This window comes from Thaumasiovibrio clandestinus, assembly GCF_047250365.1.
Taxonomy (GTDB): Bacteria; Pseudomonadota; Gammaproteobacteria; order Enterobacterales; family Vibrionaceae; genus Thaumasiovibrio.
In genome coordinates, this window is record NZ_JBLBVL010000002.1 from 282,919 (window position 1) to 307,827 (window position 24,909).

Below are 24,909 nucleotides of genomic sequence, written 5' to 3' on the forward strand. Positions count from 1 at the left end.
AAAGCCAGACCGAAGCCTGGCTTATTTACTATTTATCAGTAGCTTGAACGCTTACGCTAGTAGCTCTTTTGCAGTGTTAACAACATTGTCTACAGTGAAGCCGAACATCTTGAATAGTTCGCCAGCTGGAGCTGACTCACCAAATGTGGTCATACCGATGATGCGACCATCAAAGCCGACATACTTATACCAGTAATCCGCAATACCGGCTTCAACAGCAACACGCGCCGTAACATCTGAAGGCAGAACCGACTCACGGTATTCAGCATCTTGTGCATCAAATACATCCGTTGATGGTAGTGATACCACACGAACCTTGTGACCCGCTTCGGTCAATTCAGCGTGAGCTGCAACCGCTAGCTCAACTTCAGAACCTGTTGCGATAAGGATCAGCTCTGGCTTACCGTCACAATCGATAAGGGTATAACCACCTTTCGCGACATTGTCTAGCTGTGCTGCATCACGTGGCTGCTGGGCTAGGTTCTGACGTGAGAAGATTAACGAGGTTGGACCATCTTTACGCTCGATTGCATGTTTCCATGCTACTGCTGATTCAACCTGATCACATGGACGCCATGTGCTCATGTTTGGTGTAATACGCAGTGAAGAGATTTGCTCTACTGGCTGGTGCGTTGGGCCATCTTCACCCAGACCGATTGAGTCATGGGTATACACTTGAATATTTTGCACTTTCATTAGTGCAGCCATACGCATTGCGTTACGTGCATATTCCATAAACATAAGGAATGTTGCGCCGTAAGGAACAAAGCCACCATGCAAGGCAATACCGTTCATGATTGCCGTCATACCAAACTCACGTACACCGTAGTGAATGTAGTTACCAGATGCATCAGTTGGCGTCAGAGACTTAGAACCAGACCACATGGTTAGGTTAGACGGGGCAAGGTCTGCAGAACCACCCATAAACTCAGGTAGTAGCTTACCGAATGCTTCTAGCGCATTTTGAGACGCTTTACGCGAGGCAATCGATGCTGGGTTTGCTTGAAGATCTTGAATATATTCGCTCGCTTTAGCAGCAAACTCTGCAGGTAAATCACCAGCAATACGACGTTTAAACTCAGCAGCCAGTTCTGGATGAGCTGCTTCATAAGCCGCCAGTTTATCTTCCCATGCTGCTTGTTTGGTCGCGCCAGCTTCTTTGGCGTCCCACTTAGCATAAATGTCAGCCGGGATTTCAAAAGGACCGTGTTCCCAACCAAGGAATTCACGCGCCGCTGCAATCTCTTCATGGCCTAGTGGTGCGCCGTGGCAGTCGTGTGAACCTGCTTTGTTTGGCGAACCAAAACCAATAATGGTTTTACAACAGATGATTGACGGCTTACTGGTTTCAGCTTTTGCCGCTTCAATTGCCGCATTGATAGCGTCGCTATCGTGGCCATCAACAGAGATAACATGCCAACCATATGACTCAAAGCGCTGTTGAGTATTGTCAGTAAACCAACCTTCAACTTCACCGTCGATTGAGATGCCATTGTCATCCCAAAATGCAATCAATTTACCTAGACCTAAGGTACCCGCTAGAGAACACGCTTCGTGAGAGATACCTTCCATCAAACAACCATCACCCATAAAGGTGTAGGTGTAGTGGTCAACAACATCATGGCCGTCACGGTTGAACTGCGCCGCCAATGATTTTTCTGCTAGCGCCATGCCCACAGCATTAGTGATACCTTGACCAAGTGGACCCGTTGTTGTTTCTACACCTGGCGCATAACCATATTCAGGGTGGCCCGGTGTTTTAGAATGCAGTTGACGGAACTGTTTTAGATCCTCAATTGACAGTTCATAACCTGTCAAATGAAGCAGAGAGTAAATCAGCATTGAACCATGGCCGTTAGACAACACAAAACGGTCACGATCTGCCCACTCTGGATTTTGTGGGTTATGGTTCATGTGATCGCGCCATAGTACTTCAGCGATATCAGCCATACCCATAGGGGCACCTGGGTGACCAGAGTTAGCTTGTTGAACACCATCCATGCTTAGTGCACGAATTGCATTAGCAAGTTGTTTACGAGACGACATGTCTGCTCCTGAGTGAAAACAGTTTAGTAGGGCTTCTCTAACAATAATGAGAAACGTTATTTGGCGGGGACGTATTGTCGCAAAGCGGCGCAAGGACTGCAAACGTTTTACCGCACAAATAGCAGCAACAATTCAAATAGATGGCAGCAATATGAGCTTAAATAATTGAAGCATCACTAAGTTAAGCAAACGATTTCTTCTCTTTTTTACTATAACCTTACTAAATAGAATGTTGATTTTGATCCCACTACAGGTAAAATAGCCATCCAGATGTAGATAGCTCTACACATATGAATGGACGCCATTTTCCCATTTCATATGCTTCATTCATTAATTTTTATTGGAAACGCTCATGTCAAGACACTTGTTTACTTCTGAGTCAGTATCTGAAGGCCATCCAGATAAAATCGCCGATCAGATCTCTGATGCCGTACTGGATGCAATCTTAGAACAAGATCCAAAAGCACGTGTTGCTTGCGAAACTTACGTTAAGACTGGCATGGTGATGGTTGGTGGTGAAATCACAACATCGGCTTGGGTCGATATTGAAGAATTAACCCGTGAAACCGTACGTGAAATTGGTTATGTACACTCAGACATGGGCTTTGATGCTAATTCTTGTGCTGTACTAAATACCATTGGTAAACAGTCGCCAGACATCAATCAAGGTGTTGATAAAGCTGACCCGAAAGAACAAGGTGCCGGTGACCAAGGCATCATGTTCGGTTATGCCACCAACGAAACTGACGTATTAATGCCAGCACCGATCACTTACTCTCACCGTTTGGTGCAGCGTCAAGCAGAAGTGCGTAAGAATGGCGCACTACCTTGGTTACGTCCAGATGCGAAAAGCCAAGTGACCTTTGCTTATGACCAAGGCAAAATTGTTGGTATTGATGCGGTAGTCCTATCAACCCAACACTGTGACACTATCGCAACACCTGTATTGCGTGAAGCGGTAATGGAAGAGATCATCAAGCCAGTTTTACCTTCAGAGTGGCTAAACAAAGAGACCAAGTTCTTCATTAACCCAACCGGTCGTTTTGTTATCGGTGGCCCGATGGGTGACTGTGGTTTAACCGGTCGTAAGATCATTGTTGATACTTACGGTGGCGCAGCGCGTCACGGTGGTGGTGCTTTCTCTGGTAAAGATCCATCAAAAGTTGACCGTTCAGCAGCTTACGCTGCACGTTATGTTGCAAAGAACATTGTTGCTGCAGGTATGGCGGATCGTTGTGAGATTCAACTGTCTTACGCTATCGGTGTTGCAGACCCAACGTCAATTATGATTGAAACATTCGGCACAGAAAAAGTGCCTCATGATGTCATCATTGGTGCGGTACGTCAGTTCTTTGATTTGCGCCCATACGGCCTGCAAGAGATGCTAGATCTACTGCAGCCTATCTACAAGAAGACCGCTGCATACGGTCACTTTGGTCGCGAAGAGTTCCCTTGGGAAAAGACCGACAAAGTAGAAGCGCTACGCGACTTCGCTAAATTGTAAGCGCTTTACTCGCGCCGACGCTTAAAAGCCAGAGCAGTGCTCTGGCTTTTTGCTTTCTCAATTCTCGAGGATAATAGCGACATGAGATTACTTGAACAGCAGATCGTCGCCCAAGTCGGTGCCTGCTTACAACAGGCTCAGACGGCACTTAACCAGTCATTCGCCATGCCAACGATACGCTTTAACCAACGCGGAAAAATAGCAGGCAGTGCCCGACTGCTCCAGTGGGAGTTACGCTTCAATCCTGTCTTATTAAAAGACAACCCCGAGGCCTTTTTGCAAGATGTGGTTCCTCACGAAGTGGCGCACCTCATCGTCTATCAATGCTTTGGACGCGTTCGCCCTCACGGCAAAGAGTGGCAAGCCGTAATGCAACAAGTTTTTAAGCGCCCGGCTAAAACCACCCATCAGTTCGATGTTAGCCAAGTACAAGGGCAACTCTACGCCTACCGCTGTAGCTGCCAAACGCACCAACTGACCGTCCGTCGCCATAATAAAATGTCTCGCCAACAAGTGAGCTACCGTTGCCGTACTTGTGGACAAGCCTTAGTACCCAATCACTAACCCATGTTTACGCATGTACAGCTTACAACGCTTTTGGTCACCAGCAACCCCAAAGCTGCCCACCTTGTACGCAACAAAACAACCAACAACATAAGCAATTGAATATACATAATAAAAATTAAACCCCGAGCTTTGGGCCACCCATGATACAAAAGCCTAGATAGCTGCACACTTCCTGCAAACACCGCGTTTTCTGAGTAAAAATCGCTAATTCGCGACCCCACTTCCGCTTTACGCCTTGCGTCTCGAACATAATGTAATTGATAATCATCTCAACAATTTAAGGAGTTAAGATGATTAACCGTTTCCTGCTACTTTTTTCTTTCATCGTTCTGCCTGCCTTTGCAAGTGGCACTCACCCCAGTTCATTCAATGTCGCCAAGCGTCTATTAACCGATAAGATCTATCACGACTATACTGAAACCTTTTATTGCGGCTGTGATTTCACCTGGAAGGGTCGCCGTGGCGAACCAGATTTAGATAACTGCGGTTATCAAGTTCGCCGTCAAGAAGTCAGAGCAAACCGTATTGAATGGGAGCACGTCGTGCCAGCGTGGCAAATGGGACATCAGCGCCAATGTTGGCAAGAGGGGGGACGAAAAAATTGCAGTCGCGACCCTGAATACCGCATCATGGAAGCCGATATGCACAACCTCACGCCCGCGATCGGCGAGGTGAATGGCGATCGATCCAATTATCGCTTCAGCCAATGGAATGGTGAGCACGGCGCTTTTTATGGTCAATGTGAAATGAAAGTCGATTTTAAACAACGTACCGCCGAGCCTCCTGCAAGAGCACGAGGCGCCATTGCCCGTATCTATCTCTACATGCATGAACAGTACGACTTTACTCTCGCTAAGGCACAAAAGCAGCTTATGCAGGCATGGCATCGTCAATACCCGGTGGACACCTGGGAATGTGTGCGTGACCGTCGTATCGCTACCATACAAGGCAATCATAATCGCTTTGTTCAACAAGCTTGCCGCGTTGCTGGGCTATAATTCTGCCTTGAATGCCGCTTAAACCACCCCCATTAATCACTTATCGTTTGATTGGCGATTAGTGTGGGGATAGCTTTGATTCATGCTACTATGCCATCAATAACAACAGATTTGACATACCTATGAGAATTCCACGTATTTATCATCCCCATCCGCTCCCTGAGCAAGGAGTGGTATCACTTGAAGCCGATGCTGCCAATCATGTTGGCCGAGTCCTACGTATGCAGCCAGGACAAAGTGTCGTGTTATTTGACGGCTCTAATGCAGAGTTTCCCGCCATCATCGACAGCGCATCGAAAAAGCATGTTGATGTTGCGATTCAATCGCGCATAGAGAACAGCTTAGAATCCCCATTAGATTTACATCTAGGGCAAGTGATGTCGCGCGGCGAAAAAATGGAGTTTACGATACAAAAATCGGTTGAACTCGGAGTGAATACTATTACCCCGCTCATCTCAGAACGTTGTGGCGTAAAGCTCAATGCTGAACGATTTGAGAAAAAACTACAACAGTGGCAAAAAATCGCTATCGCGGCCTGTGAGCAAAGTGGGCGCAATGTGGTACCAACTATTCGTCCTATCATGCACTTAGATGCTTGGTGTGCCGAACAATACAGTGGATTAAAACTGAATTTACATCCCCGTGCCGAGTATTCAATCAATACCCTGCCAGGACCAGTAGAAAAACTGAAACTGCTGATTGGACCGGAAGGCGGCTTGTCAGCCGAAGAGATAGTGATGACGCGTAGTTTTAACTTTAAAGAGACACTGCTTGGCCCACGAGTACTACGCACTGAAACTGCAGCGATGACAGCCATCACCGCACTACAAGTAAGATTTGGCGACTTAGGATAAGGAACTCAAATGATTAAACTCGGTATTGTGATGGATCCAATCGACTCCATCAATATTAAAAAAGACTCTAGCTTTGCCATGCTGTTGGAAGCACAGCGTCGTGGTTGGGAAATCCATTATATGGAGATGGGCGACCTCTCTTTAGAGCAAGGGGTGTCGATCGCACGCACACGTACTTTAAGCCTTAAAGAAGACCCCAACGGTTGGTATGAATTCCAGTCAGAGCAAGAGATCAAACTGTCTGAACTAGATGCGGTTTTAATGCGCAAAGATCCTCCGTTTGATACAGAATACATCTACGCCACGTATATGCTAGAACGTGCCGAGGAACAAGGGACTCTGATCGTTAACAAGCCGCAGAGTTTACGGGACTGTAACGAGAAGCTATTCACCGCTTGGTTCCCAGAGTTAACACCGACAACTCTGGTTACGCGTAACGCAGATAAAATAAACGCCTTTCGTAAAACCCATGGCGATGTCATTTTAAAACCTCTTGATGGAATGGGGGGGGCATCGATCTTCCGCATCAAGCAAGATGATCCCAATGTATCAGTGATTATAGAAACGCTCACCAACCTTAATCAGTACTACTGCATGGCTCAGGCCTTTGTACCTGATATTAGCAATGGTGATAAGCGAATCCTTGTTGTTGATGGTGAACCGATGCCTTATTGCCTTGCTCGCATACCAGCCGAAGGTGAAACGCGGGGTAATCTTGCTGCTGGTGGACGTGGCGAGGCTCGACCGCTGAGTGAGACTGACTGGGCCATTGCCAAAGCCGTTGCACCCACATTAAAAGAGAAAGGGCTGATCTTTGTAGGCCTAGATGTTATCGGAGATAAGCTGACTGAAATCAACGTGACTAGCCCAACCTGCATTCGAGAGATTGAAGCGGCTTTTGGTATCTCTATCACCGGTAAGCTAATGGACGCCATCGAACGTTATGTCGATGCCGCACGCTCTGCTTAGCAGGCGCTAATTTTCATTATTCGATGAATCGTTAACGGAGGAAAGGAATACCTCCAAACAATGACAGCGTGGCGTTTTCTCTGCATACTAAGGGTTCTAATCCGCCACGTATATACCGTCATTGTCTGATGTCGTAGCAGGACCAATTAATGAACTTACAAAACCATTTCCTTGTCGCTATGCCCGGTATGATAGATCCCCGCTTTAAGCGAACGGTGATCTATATCTGTGAGCACAATGATGAAGGCGCTATGGGGTTGATCATAAACCAACCGATAGAAATTACCTTAGACGCCATGCTAGAACAAATTGAGATCGAGCGCGATCTCCCTGTAGATGATCCGCACAGCCTAGATCAACCCGTTCTCAACGGAGGGCCTGTTGCAGAAGACCGCGGCTTTGTCCTACATGATGCGGCAAGCACATTTACAAGCAGTGAAAAAGTTAGCGAACACTTAACCATTACCACATCAAAAGATGTGCTCGAGACGTTAGGCACCCAACTCGCTCCGGCACAATTTATGGTCGCACTAGGCTATGCTGGCTGGGATGCTGGCCAACTCGAAAGTGAGTTGGTAGAAAATAGCTGGTTAACCGTGGAAGCCGATCCTGCGATTATTTTTGACACCCCGATTAATGAACGTTGGAATAAAGCAATTGCCCAATTTGGAGTCAATTCCGCCAACCTATCTAGCCAAGCAGGACATGCATGAGCCGCACTATCATCGCCTTTGATTATGGCACCAAGAGTATTGGCGTTGCCGTAGGTCAAGAGTTAACGGGCACCGCAAACCCATTAACAGCTTTTAAAGCCAAAGATGGCATTCCAAACTGGAGTGACATTGAGAAAATATTAAACGAGTGGCAACCTGACTTAATTGTCGTTGGTCTTCCCCTCGATATGGAAGGGGGCGAGTTAGAAGCCATTACCCCACGCGCCCGCAAATTTGCTAACCGCCTGCATGGTCGATTTGGCTACCAAGTGGAGCTACATGATGAGCGACTTAGTACCCGAGAAGCGAAAGCCTCGCTATTTGAATCTGGTGGCTACCGAGCGTTAAGCAAAGGCAATATCGACTCACAATCAGCCGTGGTAATATTAGAGAGCTGGTTTGAACAACAGTATGGCTAATACCCCTGTATTAGCCTCAAACCTTACAAAAACCAGGCTTTCGCCTGGTTTATTACATTCTATTTTGCAGCATCGTTGCCAGTTCTAACATGGCATAGCGATGTTCAATGAACTCATAGACATTGCCTGCCATTGCCATCTTGTACAAGGCGACAGCTGATGAAAAGTCACCATTATGCTGATAACGCTTCGCCATATAAAAATAGACTTCACATAGCTTCTCGGCGAGCTCTTCATTGCTCTGGCTCTCCATCGCAACAACATGCAGTAACTCAGACTCTGGACGCAAGTTTAAGTACATCTCAACAATTTCCCAGCCCCAGCCGGTTTTGTCTGCAGCATCATATCGGGAAGCCAACTTCTCCTGCGCTGATGCCGAATCCAATTCTAAATCGTTAAGGTAGAGCCAAATAACACGATAAGGATCATTAATATTCTCCTCATAATGTCGCAACAGATCGTCATCGGCTAACCAATATCTCTGCCCATAATAGAGCGCGATACCCCGATTTCTTTGTGCGAAGGGATGGAGCGGCTTTAACTCTAATACCGAGTCAAACGCTTCATATGCCGCATCAAAAAAGCCGGTTTGAGTATAATAGACCCCAAGAATATTAAACACATCCGCCTGATCGGGCTTATATTGCAATGACTGATTAAAGTCTAAACGCGCCAAATCTCGCAACCCTAGAGAATCATGCAGCATCCCACGCTCATAGTGTACCTGCGCTAACGTCGTGTCATCCAAATCTTCTCGCTGCAAGAGCTGCTCAATACGGGCTAATTGCAATTCTTGCTGCATGGTTGACTGTAAAGGGATCGCTAACGGCGGATGAGACCAGCCACTAATGGCCGGTTGGGTTGCACAACCTGATAACCATCCTATTAACAATACAACCAGCCATACCTGTGCTCTCAAAGTCGATCTCCTAGATCAAAAAAAGGGGCGTAATGCCCCTTTATATCATGCTTTCACATCAAAAACTCAGCTTTCTGATGATTCGTCTTGCGCTGGCGCAGCAGGGTTTAATTCTGCTTGAGCTTCTTTCATGCTCAAACGGATACGACCCTGACGGTCAATTTCAAGTACTTTAATTTGTACTTCCTGACCCATTTGTAGGTGATCAGATACTTTCTCAATACGCTTATCAGAGATTTGAGAAATGTGTACTAGACCCTCTTTTGCACCAATAACAGAAACGAATGCACCGAAGTCGACGATACGCATTACTTTACCAGTATAGATGCGGCCAACCTCAACTTCTGCAGTAATTTCTTCGATACGGCGGATAGCTTCTTTCGCAGCGGTTCCTTCGGTTGCAGCGATCTTAATTGTACCGTCGTCTTCCAACTCGATAGTTGTGCCCGTCTCTTCAGTCAGCGCACGAATAACCGCACCACCTTTACCGATAACATCTTTGATCTTCTCTGGGTTGATCTTCATCGTATGAATACGTGGCGCAAACTCAGAGATATCATCACGGTGTGAACCGATCGCTTCATCCATTACGGTTAGGATGTGTAGACGTGCACCTTTAGCTTGGCTCAGTGCAATATCCATGATCTCTTTGGTAATCCCTTCGATCTTGATATCCATCTGTAGTGCAGTAATACCGTCTTCAGTACCCGCCACTTTAAAGTCCATGTCACCTAGGTGGTCTTCGTCACCCAAGATGTCAGAAAGAACAACGAAGTCATCGCCTTCTTTCACAAGACCCATTGCGATACCCGCAACAGAGGCTTTAATTGGCACACCTGCATCCATAAGAGCAAGCGATGTACCACATACCGAAGCCATTGATGATGAACCGTTAGACTCTGTGATTTCAGAAACAACACGAACTGTGTACGGGAATTCATCAACAGAAGGCATTACTGCTGCAATACCACGCTTCGCCAACTTACCGTGACCGATTTCACGACGCTTAGGAGAACCAACAAAGCCAGTCTCACCAACACAGTATGGAGGGAAGTTATAATGCAGTAGGAAGTGATCTTTACGCTCACCCGTCAACTCATCAATGATCTGTGCATCACGCTGAGTACCTAGCGTTGCAGTTACAATCGCCTGTGTTTCACCACGCGTAAATAGTGAAGAACCGTGGGTACGTGGAAGAACACCAGTACGTACGTCTAGCGCACGAACCATGTCTTTTTCACGGCCATCGATACGTGGGTTACCCGCAATAATGCGACCACGAACAACGTTCTTCTCTAGAGAGCCTAGCATGTCGCGCAGTTCAAGCTCGTTTAGCGTCTCATCTTCAGCCATTAGCGTAGCAATAACGTCAGACTTGATAGCACCAACTTGGTCGTAACGCGCCATTTTTTCAGTAATTTGGTACGCGTCAGTTAGACGTGTTTCCGCAAGCTGTGCCACTTTCGCTTTAAGCTCAGTGTTAACAGCTGGCGCTTCCCAATCCCATGCAGGGGTTGCAACTTCAGCAGCAAATTCGTTGATCGCATTGATCACGGTTTGCTGTTGATCGTGGCCGTAAACCACAGCAGCTAGCATCGTCTCTTCGCTTAGACGATCGGCTTCTGATTCAACCATCAGAACCGCGCCTTCTGTACCCGCAACAACAAGGTCTAGACGGCTGTTATCTAACTCAGTTCTGCTTGGGTTTAGAACGAACTCGTCGTTAATATAACCCACACGCGCAGCACCGATAGGGCCGTTGAATGGGATACCAGAGATAGTTAGCGCTGCAGAGGTCGCAATCATTGTTACGATGTCTGGGCTTACGTCAGGGTTAACAGACATCACCGTTGCAATAACCTGAACTTCGTTTTTAAAGTCGTTCGGGAATAGTGGACGGATTGGACGGTCGATAAGACGTGCTGTTAAAGTTTCGCCTTCAGATGGGCGACCTTCACGCTTGAAGAAACCACCTGGGATTTTACCTGCCGCGTAAGTACGCTCTTGGTAGTTCACTGTTAACGGGAAGAAGTCTTGACCTGGAGCCGCTTCTTTCTTACCAACAACAGAAACGAAGACAGATGTATCATCCATGCTTGCCATAACAGCAGCCGTTGCTTGACGTGCGATAACGCCAGTTTCCAAAGTAACGGTATGGTTACCGTACTGGAATGTTTTTACGATAGGAGTCACGAGATATCCTTAATTAATGGCCCGTTGGGGCTGACAATGCATCACCAAGTTATTCACCATCGCGACTAATGAAAACACACCGTTAACGCTCGCGTTCGCGTACAAACGGGACAATAACAAAATGTTTTCAATAGCCGCGACCTTATGGTCGACAGAGACGACTGTGAATAAACACGGCACGATGCGTGTTTTTCCGTGCTGTAGTATACACCAAGCAATCGCTTCGCGTCAGCGAGATAAAAAAAAAGGAGCCAATCGGCTCCTTTTTTCTGAAATCTGATTCGAATTAACGACGCAGACCCAGACGACCAATCAGTGATTGGTAACGATCGAAGTCTTTACCCTTCAAGTAATCAAGAAGTTTACGACGGCGAGATACCATGCGTAGTAGACCACGACGGCTGTGGTGATCGCCTTTATGATTTGCGAAGTGACCTTGTAGGTGGTTAATAGAAGCAGTAAGTAGTGCTACTTGTACTTCTGGAGAACCAGTGTCGTTTTCGCCTTGAGCGTATTCAGCAACGATTGCTGCTTTAGTTTCTGCATTCAGAGACATAATCTTTTCCTAAATGTGAAGGTGTATATTTGTGCCAGCCAATCTCTGATTCAGCCGACACCCGAGCCGCGGATTATACTTGCGCCCGACAAGGGACGCAAGGAGATTCCAGCAAGAAAGAAAAATTACTGATTCGCCATTACTCGCTTCGGCGCCACCATGCCATCAGCGTTAATTTCTGCAACGCCAATAAAGTCACGCTCTTCGCCACGAGTCAAACGCACTAACGTTCCTTCTTCAGGTAAGTTTGGCGCATTAACCGCTTGGCCATTCAATGCATAGCCAGCGACAACCGGAATCAAGTTGACTTCAGGTAGATCTTGTACTGCCGTATCTGTTGGTAACAAAAGCGGGTCAAGTAGCTCACGTGGCTGGATATCCTGCTCACGGGCCTGCTCTAATAACGCTTCTAGCTGCTCAATGGTCACCATCTTGTCGTACTCGTAACCGGATACTCCGATACGACGCAAGTAAACAACGTGTGCACCACAGCCCAACATTTCGCCTAGATCATCAACGATGGTACGGATATACGTGCCTTTCGAACAGTGTACTTCCATCTCAACTTCATCACCTTCGAAACGGAGTAACTCGATCGAATAAACGGTAATTTTACGTGACTCTCTTGGTACCTCGATACCTTCGCGTGCATATTCGTACAGCGGTTTACCCTGATACTTTAGCGCAGAGAACATCGATGGGATTTGATCCGTTTCGCCACGGAATGAAGCGATTGAACGCTCCAGCGTGCCACGATCCACTTTCACTGGACGTGTTTCAACCACCTCACCATCAGAATCAGAGGTATTGGTACGTTCGCCTAGCTTGGCAATAACGCGATAACGCTTGTCTGAGTCGAGTAGGAATTGCGAAAACTTGGTCGACTCACCAAAACAGATCGGCAGCATCCCCGTTGCTAAAGGGTCTAGCGCACCAGTATGGCCAGCCTTTTCGGCAAAGTAGATGCGCTTTACTTTCTGTAACGCATCATTTGATGTGATGCCCGTAGGCTTATCCAGTAGGATCACCCCATCAACAGGACGACCACGACGACGACGGCCCATTACTCTTCTCCTGACTCATCTTCAACGTGACGCTCTTCATCATCACGTACAGCTTTAGAAACCAACGTAGAGATACGCATACCTTCTGTTAGCGACTCATCGTAAATGAAGTTAATTTCAGGCGTAACACGCAAACGAATACGCTTACCGAGTAGCGAGCGGATGTATGGTGCCATTTCACGCAAGATCTCTAACGACTCTTCTGGCTTTTGATCACCAATCGTTAAAAAGGTGACGTAAACTTTGGCATAAGCCATATCTCGAGTGATATCAACAGAAGAGATCGTGGTCATCGCTAAACGATCATCACGGATTTCACGCTGCAAGATAACGGCTAGCTCTTTTTGCAGCTGTTGAGAAACACGCTGCGTACGACTAAATTCTTTAGACATAATAGATTCTCATCATGAAGCAATGGGGGGCCAAAGCCCCCCATTGTATAATCAATAACCTAAGTGCTTAGCACTTGGATTAGTCATCAATAGTTCGAATAACTTCGACAATCTCGAAGACTTCGATCTGGTCACCAACGCGAACATCATTGTAGTTCTTAACGCCGATACCACACTCGTAACCATTCTTAACTTCTTGTACGTCATCTTTAAAGCGACGTAGAGACTCAAGCTCACCTTCATAGATAACCACGTTTTCACGTAGTACACGAATTGGGTTGTTACGCTTAATGGTACCTTCGGTAACCATACAACCAGCGATTGCACCAAGTTTAGGCGATTTAAATACATCACGCACTTCAGCAAGACCCATGATCTCTTGCTTAAACTCAGGAGCAAGCATACCGCTCATTGCTTGTTTAACTTCATCGATCAATTGGTAGATGATTGAGTAGTAACGAAGATCAAGATTTTCATTCTCAACAGTACGACGTGCAGATGCATCGGCACGAACGTTGAAGCCAAGTACGATAGCATTTGAAGCCGCCGCTAGAACAGCGTCAGTTTCAGTAATACCACCAACACCTGAACCAACAATGTTCACCTTCACTTCAGCCGTTGATAGCTTACGTAGTGAATCAGCAATCGCTTCAACAGAACCTTGAACGTCCGCTTTCAGTACCACGTTCAGCTCAGCAACTTCACCTTCAGTCATGTTAGTAAACATGTTTTCCAGTTTCGCTTTCTGTTGGCGAGCCAACTTAACTTCGCGGAACTTACCTTGGCGGTAGTTTGCAACTTCACGTGCTTTACGCTCGTCACGTACAACGGTCGCTTCATCACCAGACGCAGGAACACCTGACAAACCAAGGATCTCAACTGGAATCGATGGACCAGCTTGAGTGACTTCGTTACCAACTTCATCACGCATCGCACGTACACGGCCATATTCTTGACCACATAAAACGATATCGCCTTTGTTCAACGTACCAGACTGAACTAGAACCGTTGCAATAGGACCACGGCCTTTGTCTAGACGAGATTCAACCACAACGCCTGTTGCCATACCTTCACGTACCGCTGTCAGTTCAAGAACTTCAGCTTGTAGAAGGATAGACTCAAGTAGACCGTCGATGTTTGTACCTTGCTTCGCAGAGATATGAACGAAGATATTCTCACCGCCCCACTCTTCAGGGATAACATCGTACTGTGCTAGCTCGTTCTTAACGTTGTCTGGGTTAGCATCTTCTTTATCAATCTTGTTTACTGCAATAATCAAAGGCACACCTGCCGCTTTCGCGTGCTGGATAGCTTCGACAGTTTGTGGCATTACACCATCATCTGCTGCAACAACAAGAACAACGATATCTGTCGCTTGTGCACCACGAGCACGCATTGCAGTAAATGCGGCGTGTCCTGGAGTATCAAGGAAGGTGATCATACCGTTGTCAGTTTCAACGTGGTATGCACCGATATGCTGCGTAATACCACCCGCTTCGCCAGAAGCAACGTGGGCACGACGGATGTAATCCAGTGTTGATGTTTTACCATGGTCAACGTGACCCATGATCGTAACAACTGGCGCACGTGGCACAGCTTCAGCTGAACTGTCACGATCTAATAGAACGGCTTCTTCCAGTTCGTTCTCTTTGCGAAGAACAACCTTGTGGCCCATCTCTTCTGCAACCAATGCTGCGGTTTCTTGATCGATAACTTGGTTGATGGTTGCCATTGCGCCCATCTTCATCATCACTTTAACTACTTCAACGCCTTTAACCGACATTTTGTTCGCTAGTTCAGAAACAACAATGGTTTCACCAATAACAACATCGGCTTTAGCAACCTGTGCTGTCTTGTTGAAGCCGTGTTGCATTGAAGAAGGCTTCGCAATATTTTGCTTTCTACCGCGACCACGTTGGTTACGACCACCGCGGTTATCATCTTTGTCTGCTGCTTTCTTTTTCTTCTTCTTACGACGACCGCCTTCTACTTGGCGATCAGCTTCATCTTCTGCTGCTCGAGCGTACTTAGATGTTGTCGTATGATAATCTGCTTGTTCCGTCGGTGCTTTCTCAGCTTGTGCCCAACGTTCTTTATTTACTTCTGCCATTTTGCGTGCCTCTTCTAGCTGACGCTGACTCTCTTCTTCGGCTTTACGCTTGGCTTCCTCTTCCTGACGACGCTTAAGTTCGTCCGCTTCTTTTTTAGCCTGTTCAGCGACTTTACGAGCTGCTTCCTTTTCTGCAACTTCGCTTGGGGTTTGTTGTGGACGTTCGACTTTTTTCTCAGTCTTACGTTCTGCTTGTTCATCTGCTTCACGCTTCGCTTGCGCTTCGCGCTTTGCCATTTCTTCTGCTTTACGCTTCGCAGCTTCTTCTGCTTCACGTTTCGCAGCGTCTTCTGCTTGGCGCTTCGCGGCGTCTTCAGCTTCACGTTTCGCGGCTTCTTCTGCGGCACGTTTCGCTTCTTGTTCAGCTTTCGCTTGTTCTGCGGCGCGTTGTTCTTCCTCTAACGCGCTACGCTTCACATACGTACGTTTTTTGCGTACTTCTACCTGAACGTTCTTCTTACCACCCGCACCTGAGACACTCAGAGTACTTCTTTTTTTACGTTGCAATGTCAGGCGAGTGGGCTCATCGCCTGATGTAGAGCCATGCTCTTTTTTAAGGTGAGCAAGCAATGCCTGCTTCTCATCTTGGCTAACAACGTCTTCAGCTTTCTTGCTAATCCCAGCATCGGATAACTGTTGAAGCAAACGCTCAACCGGGGTTTTTACCTCGTCGGCTAATGCCTTAACTGTAACTTCTGACATGCTGCTCCTCCCTTGCTGTGTTGTAATTAGGCTTCGTCGCCAAACCAACAAATATTACGTGCAGCCATGATTAACTCACCTGCGCGTTCTTGTGTCATCTCTTCAATATCCATCAACTCATCAGTTCCCTGATCGGCCAGATCTTCCAAAGTGACAACGCCTTTTGCTGCGAGTTTAAATGCTAACTCACGCTCTAAACCCTCTAGACCCAGTAGATCTTCTGCGGGTTCTGCTCCCTCTAGAACTTCCTCTTTTGCTAACGCGATGGTGGTCAACGCTTCTTTAGCTCGAGAACGAAGTGCATCGATCAAGTCTTCATCTAGACCATCGACATCCATTAGTTCACTTACTGGTACGTAAGCAATCTCTTCAAGGGTTGTGAAGCCTTCTTCAACCAATACAGTTGCAAACTCTTCATCAATTTCTAGATACTTAACAAAAGCATCAATCGACTCTTGCGCTTCTTCCTGATGCTTCTTCTGTAGATCTTCTACTGTCATCACATTCAGTTCCCAACCCGTTAGCTGTGATGCTAAGCGAACGTTTTGACCATTTCGGCCAATCGCTTGGGCTAGATTTTCAGACTGAACTGCAATATCCATGCTATGGCTATCTTCATCTACGATGATCGAGTCCACTTCAGCCGGCGCCATTGCATTGATCACGTATTGTGCTGGGTTTTCATCCCAAAGCACGATATCAACACGCTCGCCACCCAGTTCACCGGTAACGGCTTGAACACGGGCACCACGCATACCAACACATGCACCAACAGGGTCGATACGCTTGTCATTCGTCTTCACGGCAATCTTTGCACGCGAACCCGGATCACGAGCTGCACCCATTAGTTCGATCATCTCTTCCGCAATTTCTGGCACTTCAATACGGAATAGTTCTTTAATCATCTCTGGCTTAGAGCGCGTCATAAACAACTGGAAGCCACGCGCTTCTGGACGCACAGCATAAAGAAGACCACGCACACGATCACCCGGACGGAAATTCTCACGCGGTAACTGATCGTCACGCAAAATGACAGATTCAGCATTGTTACCTAGGTCAATGATCACCTGATCGCGGTTTACTTTCTTTACCACGCCGGTAATGATATCACCTTCGTTGTCAATAAACTGCTCCACCACTTGCGCACGCTCAGCTTCTCGTACTTTTTGTACAATCACTTGCTTGGCTGTCTGAGTGGTGATGCGATCGAAGGTCACTGAATCGATTTCGTCTTCGACGTAACCACCAAGTTCGATAGTCTCATCATCGTACTGCGCAGCTTCCAACGTGATCTCTTTGGTTGGCGATTCAACTTCTTCTACCACTAACCAACGACGGAATGTTTCAAAATCACCGGTTTTACGGTCAATTTCGACACGGACTTCGATTTCAGCTTCATGCTTTTTCTTTGTTGCTGTCGCCAGTGCAATTTCCAACGCTTCGAAAATACGCTCACGTGGGACGGCTTTTTCATTGGATACCGCTTCTACGACAGCCAGGATTTCTTTGTTCATATGTAATGCTCCATACAGTCCTAGAAGGACGGAACCAAGTTAGCCTTGGAAATATTACTTAGTGCAAAACTCTCTTCATTACCTTCAACAGTAAGGATGATTGTTTCACCCTCAACACCAGCAATGATGCCTTTCCATTTACGACGATTATCCATCGCCATCTTAAGTACAATGCTCACTTCCTGACCAACAAACTGCTGATAGTGAGCCACTTTAAATAGTGGTCGCTCTAGCCCTGGAGAGGAGACTTCCAAGTTATAAGCAACGGTAATAGGATCTTCTACATCCATCACTGCGCTGACCTGACGACTTACCTCGGCACAGTCTTCAACTGTGATGCCATTGTCATGATCAATAAATAAACGCAATGTTGAGTTTTCGCCAGCACGAATAAACTCTAAACCAACCAACTCATAACCGAGCGCTTCAACAGGCGCTTCAAGCAGTTCAATGAGTTGCATTTCTAAGCCTGTCATGGCTACCCTCCAGAAACAAAAAAAGGGCTATAAAGCCCAGTAAAATACCTGAATGGTCTGCTTCAGATAACAAAAAACCCCGAATATCGGGGTTAATGTTACTGGACCCTGATGCCGCACTGCGACACCACATAAGATAGCGCATTTCTGCATAAACAGCTATCTTACGCGAAAAGGTTGCGGTATTTGCCGCGGATAATCATTCTATGATTATCGGATTGGTTGCGGGGGCCGGATTTGAACCGACGACCTTCGGGTTATGAGCCCGACGAGCTACCAAGCTGCTCCACCCCGCGTCCGTAGTGAGACATATCTCACTGATGTTTTAATAAAAACATCGAAAATTAATGGTGCCGAGAGTGGGACTTGAACCCACACACCTTGCGGCACTAGCACCTCATGCTAGCGTGTCTACCAATTTCACCATCTCGGCATAATCTTTATTGTGGAATATCGCTATTTTCAGTCGCGTCTTCCACTATTTCAACCACCTCTACAGCTGGCTGTTGCAAATCTTCCCAACCACTGGTTTGAGAACCGCTTTTCGCAGTAATGTTACCAAGAACGAGACTGATAACAAAGAAAATAGTGGCTAAAATTGCGGTCATTCGGGTTAAAAAGTTTCCAGAGCCCCCGGCACCAAACACTGTGTTTGAAGCACCAGCCCCGAATGAAGCTCCCATATCTGCGCCTTTACCTTGCTGAATCATCACCAGGCCAATTACACCCAATGCGGCCAACAGGTAAATCACAAGTAGAATTTCGTACATGGACTTTCCACCTATGTTCCAAATTGTTGAGCCAGCAGGAACGCCTCACAGCTAGCGCGCCCCAAAAGGAGCGGATTGAATACTAGCGAAACCATTACCTACTGACAAGTCATTTTTGCAAGAAAATGATGATAACTGAGTCGGTTGCGGGTTTTGTGAGCAAAACCCGCCATAAAATAGACCACAGACCTTTAGCAGCTTGCTTTTACCGCCTCAGCAATATGCAATGCTGATTGTTGAACCAACTCTGCGTTCTCGCCTTCTACCATAACGCGAATCAGTGGTTCTGTGCCCGACTTGCGTAACAGTACACGCCCTTTGCCCGCTAACTTCTCCTCGACCGCAGCTTGAGCAGCAATAACAGCATCTGACTCTAGTGGATTCGACTCACCTTTAAAACGAACATTTTCGAGTACTTGAGGGAAGAGTGTCATTCCTTGGCTCAAACTGTACAAACCTTGCTTGCTACCAACAATCGAAGCAATCACTTGCAGCCCAGCCACAATACCATCACCGGTTGGAATTTTATCTAACAAGATAACATGGCCAGAGTTTTCAGCGCCAATGTTCCAGCCGTGCTCTTTCAGTTTTTCCATCACGTAGCGATCGCCGACCGCTGCACGGACGAATGGGATGCCTAAATTGTTCAGCGCGACTTCCATCCCCATATTGCTCATCAAGGTACCGACAACCCCCCCTTTCAGCTCACCACGGCGCAGCGCGTCACGCGCAATGATGAAGGCAATTTGGTCGCCATCGATCTTATTGCCTTCCTCATCTACCATCATTACACGGTCGCCATCACCATCAAACGCAATACCAAAGTCGGCCTTGTGTTCAAGTACAGCAGCCTGTAGAGCACGAACATCCGTCGCGCCAACTTGATGATTAATGTTGGTACCGTTCGGTTCACAGCCAATTTTAATCACGTCTGCACCCAACTCTTTAAAGACGTTCGGCGCGATATGATAGGTGGCGCCATGGGCGCAATCGACAACAATCTTATAGCCTGCTAACGATAGCTCGTGTGGGAACGTGCTCTTACAAAACTCAATATAACGTCCTGCTGCATCATTAATTCGCGTCGCTTTACCAAGCAGCGCTGAATCGACACACGTGATCGTTTTCTCTAACTCGGCTTCGATCTCAAGCTCTACTGAATCAGGTAGCTTGGTTCCTTCTGAGGAGAAAAACTTAATACCATTGTCATAATAAGGGTTATGTGACGCTGAAATAACAATGCCAGCCTCAGCACGGAATGTTTGGGTCAAATAGGCGATCGCTGGTGTCGGCATCGGGCCAGTAAACGCCGCTTGCAATCCTGCAGCTGCTAAGCCCGCTTCTAGCGCTGATTCCAGCATATAGCCAGAAATACGCGTATCTTTACCAATGAGGACTTTCTTTGTTCCCTGCTTAGCCAAAACACGCCCCGCGGCCCAGCCAAGCTTTAACGCGAAATCAGGCGTTACTGGGTACTCACCCACCTTGCCACGGATCCCATCAGTACCAAAGAACTTACGTTCTGCCATTTTATTGCTCCTAGCTTATTGTATTTAGCCAACCTGATCTAAGGTCATTTGACAGACTTGCATGACATCGAGAGTTTCTTGCACATCATGCACGCGGATTATCTGCGCCCCTTTCATGGCTGCAATCGCAGCACAGGCGAGACTCCCTGCGAGACTGTCGGCTGGCTTTGTATTGAGTAATTTGAATATCATAGATTTGCGCGACATGCCCACGAGTAACGGCAAACCGAATTGATGGAAGTGCTCTAAGTGTGCCAATAATTGGTAGTTGTGCTCGATGGTCTTACCAAAACCAAAGCCTGGATCAAGCAAAAGCTGCTGGCGTGCAATTCCAGCCCGCTCACACACTGCGACCCGTTTAGCTAAAAAGTCACTAACATCTGATAATAGTTCGTTATAGCTAGGTGCGCTTTGCATATCTCGAGGTTGTCCTTGCATGTGCATCAAACAAGCAGGTACCTGATAACGCGCGACAACATCCAATGTGCCGGGTTCTGTCAGTGCACGCACATCGTTAATAAGATCAGCGCCCGCTTTAATTCCCTCTTCCATCACTTCAGCTTTACTGGTGTCGAGAGAGATCCAACAATCAAATCTATCGCGTATGGCACTGATCAACGGAATCACGCGAGATAGCTCTTCATCAACAGCAACCAGCTGAGCACCGGGACGGGTAGACTCTCCGCCAATGTCAATAAAGCTCACCCCCGCATTCACCATGCTTTCAACATGACGCAATGCGGCATCTAGCTGACGAAATTGACCACCATCTGAAAATGAGTCAGGGGTAACGTTAACTATCCCCATGGTGTGGACCCGAGTTAGGTCTAGGGATTTTTGGTTCGAGGTCAGGATCATAAAATGTGTGTTTGTAATCTAGAATACAAAAAACCCCGCTTGCACGGGGTTTTTACAGTCGGTCAACCGTTATACGCTTGGTTTATCATCATCCGTTGAAGCACCCGTTTCTGCACTTTGTGACTGTGCTGGCGCAGACTTATCAGACGTTGACTCGTCTGATACATCTTTTGCCGCTTTAGGTGTTTCAGCCGGCGGTGGCGTATCATCGTTATCGCCCCATCCTTTCGGTGGTCGGATATCTTCTTTACGCTCCATTAAGTCATCAATTTGACCTGCATCAATGGTCTCATACTTCATCAACGCGGCTTTCATTGAGTGCATGATGTCCATGTTATCTTCTAGCAGTTTTTTCGCTCGAATATAGTTGCGATCAATAATATCGCGCACTTCGCTATCGATCAGACGTGCTGTGTCATCAGACATATGCTTCGTTTGAGTTACGCTACGTCCAAGGAAGACTTCACCTTCGTCCTCAGCATACAGTAGCGGCCCTAACTTTTCAGAGAAGCCCCATTGAGTAACCATCTTGCGTGCAATATCGGTCGCTCGTTCAATATCATTTGATGCGCCAGTCGAGACCTTATCTGCACCATAGATCAGCTCTTCCGCTAAACGTCCACCGTATAGACTGGAGATCATTGACTCCAAGTGCTGGCGTGACATGCTCACTCGATCTTGCTCCGGCAAATACATCGTTACACCCAATGCGCGTCCGCGCGGGATAATCGACACTTTATAGACCGGATCATGTTCAGGAACAAGACGGCCCACTATGGCGTGACCAGCTTCGTGGTAAGCGGTTGACTCTTTGACTTCTTCAGACATTACCATCGACTTACGCTCAGCGCCCATCATGATCTTATCTTTCGCCAGCTCAAACTCAACCATTGATACAACGCGCTTATTGCCACGAGCTGCAAACAAGGCGGCTTCGTTAACGAGGTTTGCCAAATCTGCACCAGAGAAACCTGGTGTACCTCGTGCAATCAACGACGCTTCCACATCATTTGACAGGGGAACTTTACGCATGTGAACTTTAAGAATTTGTTCACGTCCACGTACATCTGGCAACCCAACCACAACTTGACGGTCGAAACGACCAGGACGCAATAACGCAGGGTCAAGAACGTCAGGGCGGTTTGTAGCAGCAATAACAATAATGCCTTCATTGCCTTCAAAACCATCCATTTCAACCAGCATTTGGTTTAGGGTTTGCTCTCGCTCATCATGTCCACCACCAACACCAGCACCACGTTGGCGACCTACCGCATCAATTTCATCAATAAAGATGATACACGGTGACGCTTTCTTCGCTTGTTCGAACATGTCTCGCACACGCGACGCACCAACACCCACAAACATTTCAACAAAGTCAGAGCCAGAAATGGTAAAGAACGGTACTTTCGCTTCACCGGCAATGGCTTTCGCGAGAAGCGTTTTACCCGTACCTGGTGGGCCAACCATTAAGACACCCGTTGGGATCTTACCACCCAGTTTCTGAAAGCGGCTTGGGTCGCGCAAATAATCAACCAGCTCTTTAACGTCTTCTTTCGCCTCATCACAGCCAGCGACATCGTTAAAGGTAGTTTTTATCTGCTCTTCGCTCATCATGCGTGCTTTAGATTTGCCAAATGACATGGCGCCTTTGCCACCACCACCTTGCATTTGACGCATGAAAAAGACCCAAACCCCAATTAACAGCAACATCGGGAACCAAGAAATAAAAATATTCGCCAGCATACTAGGTTGCTCTGGCGGTGTGCCAACCACACGAACGTTCGAGTTCAACAGATCATCAAGCAGTTGTTGATCATTTAGGACAGGCAGGTAAGTCACATAACGCGAGTCATCGCGTCGATAAACAGTGATTTCGCGATCATTGAATCGTGCTTCCCTAATTTGACCCTGACCGATTTCATTGACGAATGTTGTATAGTCGACTTGACGACCGGCACTATCGCCTGGACCGAAGCTCTGAAAAACAGACATCAGTACCACTGCGATAACCAGCCACAAAATCAAGTTTTTTGCCATGTCACTCAAGGTGTTAACCTCGCATTATCGAAATAGATGAATGTAGAGTACTACAGTTTAAAGCCTGTAGCTACGATGTATACCTCACGAGAACGTGCTCGAGAGGAGTCTGGTTTGCGAATTTTGATGACCTTAAACATGCTACGTACCTCAGCAAGGTACTGATCAAAGCCTTCCCCTTGAAACACTTTTACCGCAAAGCCACCATTTGGCGCAAGTACTTGGCGGCACATATCTAATGCTAGTTCAACAAGATACATTGCTCTAGGTTGATCTGCAGCTAAATTTCTACTCATGCTAGGAGCCATGCCAAAAAGCACCAAGATCCACCACTGTTTGCCCGGGTTTTCGTCGCTTATATTTAGCTTGAATCTCTTCAATTTTAAAAATTGCGCGAGAACGATAGCCTTTTTCTGAACTTCCTGCACATATTTATCATCAAAGTGCTCTTTCAGCTAGCAACCTGAACTGCCAGAGTGCTTGTTTTTACTCACAATTAACCTGATCTTGGAAATTTTAGCGAATAATGCTCATAGTCATCTAGACTAGATGGCGTTAGAATATCGCGTTTTCAACCCTTGTGACTAGAAAATATCGAGCAGAACGTATGAAGCTAAGCACGAAACAGAGACAACACCTGAAAGGATTGGCACACAACCTGAAACCCGTTGTGCTAATGGGCGCCAATGGCCTGACAGAAGCCGTTCTGGCCGAAATCGAACTTGCCCTCGACCACCACGAACTGATCAAAGTAAAAGTCGCATCAGAAGATCGTGACACCAAAGGTCTAATTGTTGATGCCATTATCCGCGAGACAGAAGCGGAGAAGGTGCAAGTTATTGGCAAGACCTTGGTAATCTATCGCCCGTCTGCAGACAAAAAGATTGAACTACCCCGCAAATAATTGCCACTAATATCGGCAATTCATTGAGTAAAATGATAGTTCCTTAACAAAAAAGGTCGCTGTGATAGCGACCTTTTTCTTTTTTCTTCAATACGGTTACGTATCAAGCTTTTACAAAAAAAACTAAATCAGACTAAAGATATTCCACTTTATCGATTTCAAACTCTTTAACACCACCAGGGGTGGTAATTTGTACTTCATCACCTTCTAACTTGCCAATCAAACCACGTGCGATTGGAGAGTTAACCGAAATAAGGTGCTTCTTAATATCCGCTTCATCATCACCAACAATGCGATAATTCAGTGCTTCATCAGTATCAAGATCAATCAGTGATACTGTGGTACCAAAAATCACTTTGCCATTATTTGGCATTTTTGTGATGTCAATCACCTGCGCTACTGAAAGCTTATACTCAATATCGCGAATTTGCGCTTCGCAAATGCCTTGCTCTTCGCGCGCCGCATGATATTCCGCGTTCTCTTTCAAATCACCTAACTCACGCGCCTCTGCAATGGCTTCACTGATCAAAGGGCGACGCTTTAATAATTTATCCAACTCTTCACGCAGTGCCTGTTCGCCTTGCACTGTCATTGGTACTTTATCCATTCTCTTTTACCTCATTATTCCAACTTGCCTGCGCAAAAAATGGCAATAAGAAACCTGACCAAATAATACGATTTAGTCAGGTGATCATCTGTTGTGGTTATCTTAGCAAATTTCCGACTTTGTTGGATAGTGTCGTGTGGGTGTGTGTTGAATGCCGACAAGGACAAAACGGCAAAAAACGATAAGTATCACAGAATACGTACAGTCG

At 46.7% G+C, this 24,909-nt stretch carries 22 protein-coding genes, 2 tRNA genes and 1 pseudogene; 8 read left to right on the top strand and 17 right to left on the bottom strand.

Annotated features, from left to right (window positions below; genetic code table 11):
• Window positions 1–51: 51 nt before the first annotated feature.
• Complete coding sequence (gene tkt, locus ACKLNH_RS04360) at window positions 52–2,046, bottom strand: transketolase (RefSeq protein WP_413111019.1); 1,995 nt, start codon at window positions 2,044–2,046, stop codon at window positions 52–54.
• Window positions 2,047–2,398: 352 nt separating this feature from the next.
• Here tkt and metK point away from each other — a divergent pair, with 352 nt between their 5' ends.
• From metK to ruvX, 7 genes are all read left to right on the top strand, one after another.
• A complete protein-coding gene (gene metK / locus ACKLNH_RS04365; protein ID WP_413111020.1) occupies window positions 2,399–3,550 on the top strand; it encodes a methionine adenosyltransferase in 1,152 nt (383 codons plus the stop codon).
• 81 nt (window positions 3,551–3,631) lie between these two features.
• Window positions 3,632–4,114 carry a SprT family zinc-dependent metalloprotease gene (locus ACKLNH_RS04370; RefSeq protein ID WP_413111021.1) on the top strand — a complete coding sequence of 161 codons (483 nt, stop codon included), beginning with the start codon at window positions 3,632–3,634 and terminating at the stop codon, window positions 4,112–4,114.
• Window positions 4,115–4,407: 293 nt separating this feature from the next.
• Window positions 4,408–5,115, top strand: coding sequence for an endonuclease (locus ACKLNH_RS04375; RefSeq protein WP_413111022.1), 708 nt, complete (start codon window positions 4,408–4,410; stop codon window positions 5,113–5,115).
• A gap of 122 nt (window positions 5,116–5,237) precedes the next feature.
• The gene (gene rsmE, locus ACKLNH_RS04380; protein ID WP_413111023.1) at window positions 5,238–5,969 is read left to right on the top strand and encodes a 16S rRNA (uracil(1498)-N(3))-methyltransferase; all 732 of its coding nucleotides are present in this window, start codon (window positions 5,238–5,240) and stop codon (window positions 5,967–5,969) included.
• Window positions 5,970–5,978: 9 nt separating this feature from the next.
• Window positions 5,979–6,938 (top strand): glutathione synthase, encoded by a 960-nt coding sequence (gene gshB / locus ACKLNH_RS04385; protein ID WP_413111024.1) that lies wholly within the window; start codon window positions 5,979–5,981, stop codon window positions 6,936–6,938.
• A 149-nt stretch (window positions 6,939–7,087) separates the two neighbouring features.
• Window positions 7,088–7,651, top strand: a complete 564-nt coding sequence (locus ACKLNH_RS04390) for a YqgE/AlgH family protein (protein WP_413111025.1) — start codon at window positions 7,088–7,090, stop codon at window positions 7,649–7,651.
• Window positions 7,648–8,070, top strand: a complete 423-nt coding sequence (gene ruvX, locus ACKLNH_RS04395) for a Holliday junction resolvase RuvX (RefSeq protein WP_413111026.1) — start codon at window positions 7,648–7,650, stop codon at window positions 8,068–8,070. The genes ACKLNH_RS04390 and ruvX overlap by 4 nt, the downstream gene beginning before the upstream one ends.
• A gap of 52 nt (window positions 8,071–8,122) precedes the next feature.
• Here ruvX and nlpI read toward each other — a convergent pair whose 3' ends face one another.
• The 15 genes and pseudogenes from nlpI to ACKLNH_RS04470 form a co-directional block, all read right to left on the bottom strand.
• Complete coding sequence (nlpI, locus tag ACKLNH_RS04400) at window positions 8,123–8,989, bottom strand: lipoprotein NlpI (protein ID WP_413111027.1); 867 nt, start codon at window positions 8,987–8,989, stop codon at window positions 8,123–8,125.
• 66 nt (window positions 8,990–9,055) lie between these two features.
• Window positions 9,056–11,182, bottom strand: coding sequence for a polyribonucleotide nucleotidyltransferase (gene pnp, locus ACKLNH_RS04405; protein ID WP_413111028.1), 2,127 nt, complete (start codon window positions 11,180–11,182; stop codon window positions 9,056–9,058).
• Window positions 11,183–11,468: 286 nt separating this feature from the next.
• Window positions 11,469–11,738: a 30S ribosomal protein S15 gene (gene rpsO, locus ACKLNH_RS04410; protein WP_413111029.1), complete on the bottom strand. Its 270-nt coding sequence runs from the start codon at window positions 11,736–11,738 to the stop codon at window positions 11,469–11,471.
• A gap of 125 nt (window positions 11,739–11,863) precedes the next feature.
• Window positions 11,864–12,802, bottom strand: a complete 939-nt coding sequence (truB, locus tag ACKLNH_RS04415) for a tRNA pseudouridine(55) synthase TruB (RefSeq protein WP_413111030.1) — start codon at window positions 12,800–12,802, stop codon at window positions 11,864–11,866.
• Window positions 12,802–13,194, bottom strand: a complete 393-nt coding sequence (gene rbfA, locus ACKLNH_RS04420) for a 30S ribosome-binding factor RbfA (RefSeq protein WP_413111031.1) — start codon at window positions 13,192–13,194, stop codon at window positions 12,802–12,804. Before rbfA ends, truB begins: the two co-directional genes overlap by 1 nt.
• A gap of 79 nt (window positions 13,195–13,273) precedes the next feature.
• Window positions 13,274–16,006, bottom strand: a complete 2,733-nt coding sequence (gene infB, locus ACKLNH_RS04425; protein WP_413111032.1) for a translation initiation factor IF-2 — start codon at window positions 16,004–16,006, stop codon at window positions 13,274–13,276.
• Window positions 16,007–16,032: 26 nt separating this feature from the next.
• Window positions 16,033–17,520 carry a transcription termination factor NusA gene (gene nusA, locus ACKLNH_RS04430; protein ID WP_413111033.1) on the bottom strand — a complete coding sequence of 496 codons (1,488 nt, stop codon included), beginning with the start codon at window positions 17,518–17,520 and terminating at the stop codon, window positions 16,033–16,035.
• Between the two features lie 20 nt (window positions 17,521–17,540).
• Window positions 17,541–17,996 carry a ribosome maturation factor RimP gene (rimP, locus tag ACKLNH_RS04435; protein ID WP_413111034.1) on the bottom strand — a complete coding sequence of 152 codons (456 nt, stop codon included), beginning with the start codon at window positions 17,994–17,996 and terminating at the stop codon, window positions 17,541–17,543.
• Between the two features lie 219 nt (window positions 17,997–18,215).
• A tRNA-Met gene (locus ACKLNH_RS04440) sits at window positions 18,216–18,292 on the bottom strand.
• Between the two features lie 52 nt (window positions 18,293–18,344).
• Window positions 18,345–18,429, bottom strand: a tRNA-Leu gene (locus ACKLNH_RS04445).
• Between the two features lie 7 nt (window positions 18,430–18,436).
• Window positions 18,437–18,766, bottom strand: coding sequence for a preprotein translocase subunit SecG (gene secG / locus ACKLNH_RS04450; RefSeq protein ID WP_413111035.1), 330 nt, complete (start codon window positions 18,764–18,766; stop codon window positions 18,437–18,439).
• Window positions 18,767–18,957: 191 nt separating this feature from the next.
• Complete coding sequence (gene glmM, locus ACKLNH_RS04455; RefSeq protein WP_413111036.1) at window positions 18,958–20,295, bottom strand: phosphoglucosamine mutase; 1,338 nt, start codon at window positions 20,293–20,295, stop codon at window positions 18,958–18,960.
• A gap of 24 nt (window positions 20,296–20,319) precedes the next feature.
• Window positions 20,320–21,153, bottom strand: coding sequence for a dihydropteroate synthase (gene folP / locus ACKLNH_RS04460; RefSeq protein ID WP_413111037.1), 834 nt, complete (start codon window positions 21,151–21,153; stop codon window positions 20,320–20,322).
• A gap of 69 nt (window positions 21,154–21,222) precedes the next feature.
• Window positions 21,223–23,190: an ATP-dependent zinc metalloprotease FtsH gene (gene ftsH, locus ACKLNH_RS04465; RefSeq protein WP_413111038.1), complete on the bottom strand. Its 1,968-nt coding sequence runs from the start codon at window positions 23,188–23,190 to the stop codon at window positions 21,223–21,225.
• A gap of 50 nt (window positions 23,191–23,240) precedes the next feature.
• Window positions 23,241–23,645, bottom strand: a pseudogene (locus tag ACKLNH_RS04470) (SAM-dependent methyltransferase).
• A gap of 152 nt (window positions 23,646–23,797) precedes the next feature.
• Between ACKLNH_RS04470 and yhbY the strand changes: the two are divergent.
• The gene (yhbY, locus tag ACKLNH_RS04475; RefSeq protein WP_413111039.1) at window positions 23,798–24,094 is read left to right on the top strand and encodes a ribosome assembly RNA-binding protein YhbY; all 297 of its coding nucleotides are present in this window, start codon (window positions 23,798–23,800) and stop codon (window positions 24,092–24,094) included.
• Between the two features lie 133 nt (window positions 24,095–24,227).
• On the opposite strand, the gene greA is transcribed toward yhbY, so the two are convergent.
• Window positions 24,228–24,701, bottom strand: a complete 474-nt coding sequence (greA, locus tag ACKLNH_RS04480; RefSeq protein ID WP_413111040.1) for a transcription elongation factor GreA — start codon at window positions 24,699–24,701, stop codon at window positions 24,228–24,230.
• Window positions 24,702–24,909: the final 208 nt, after the last annotated feature.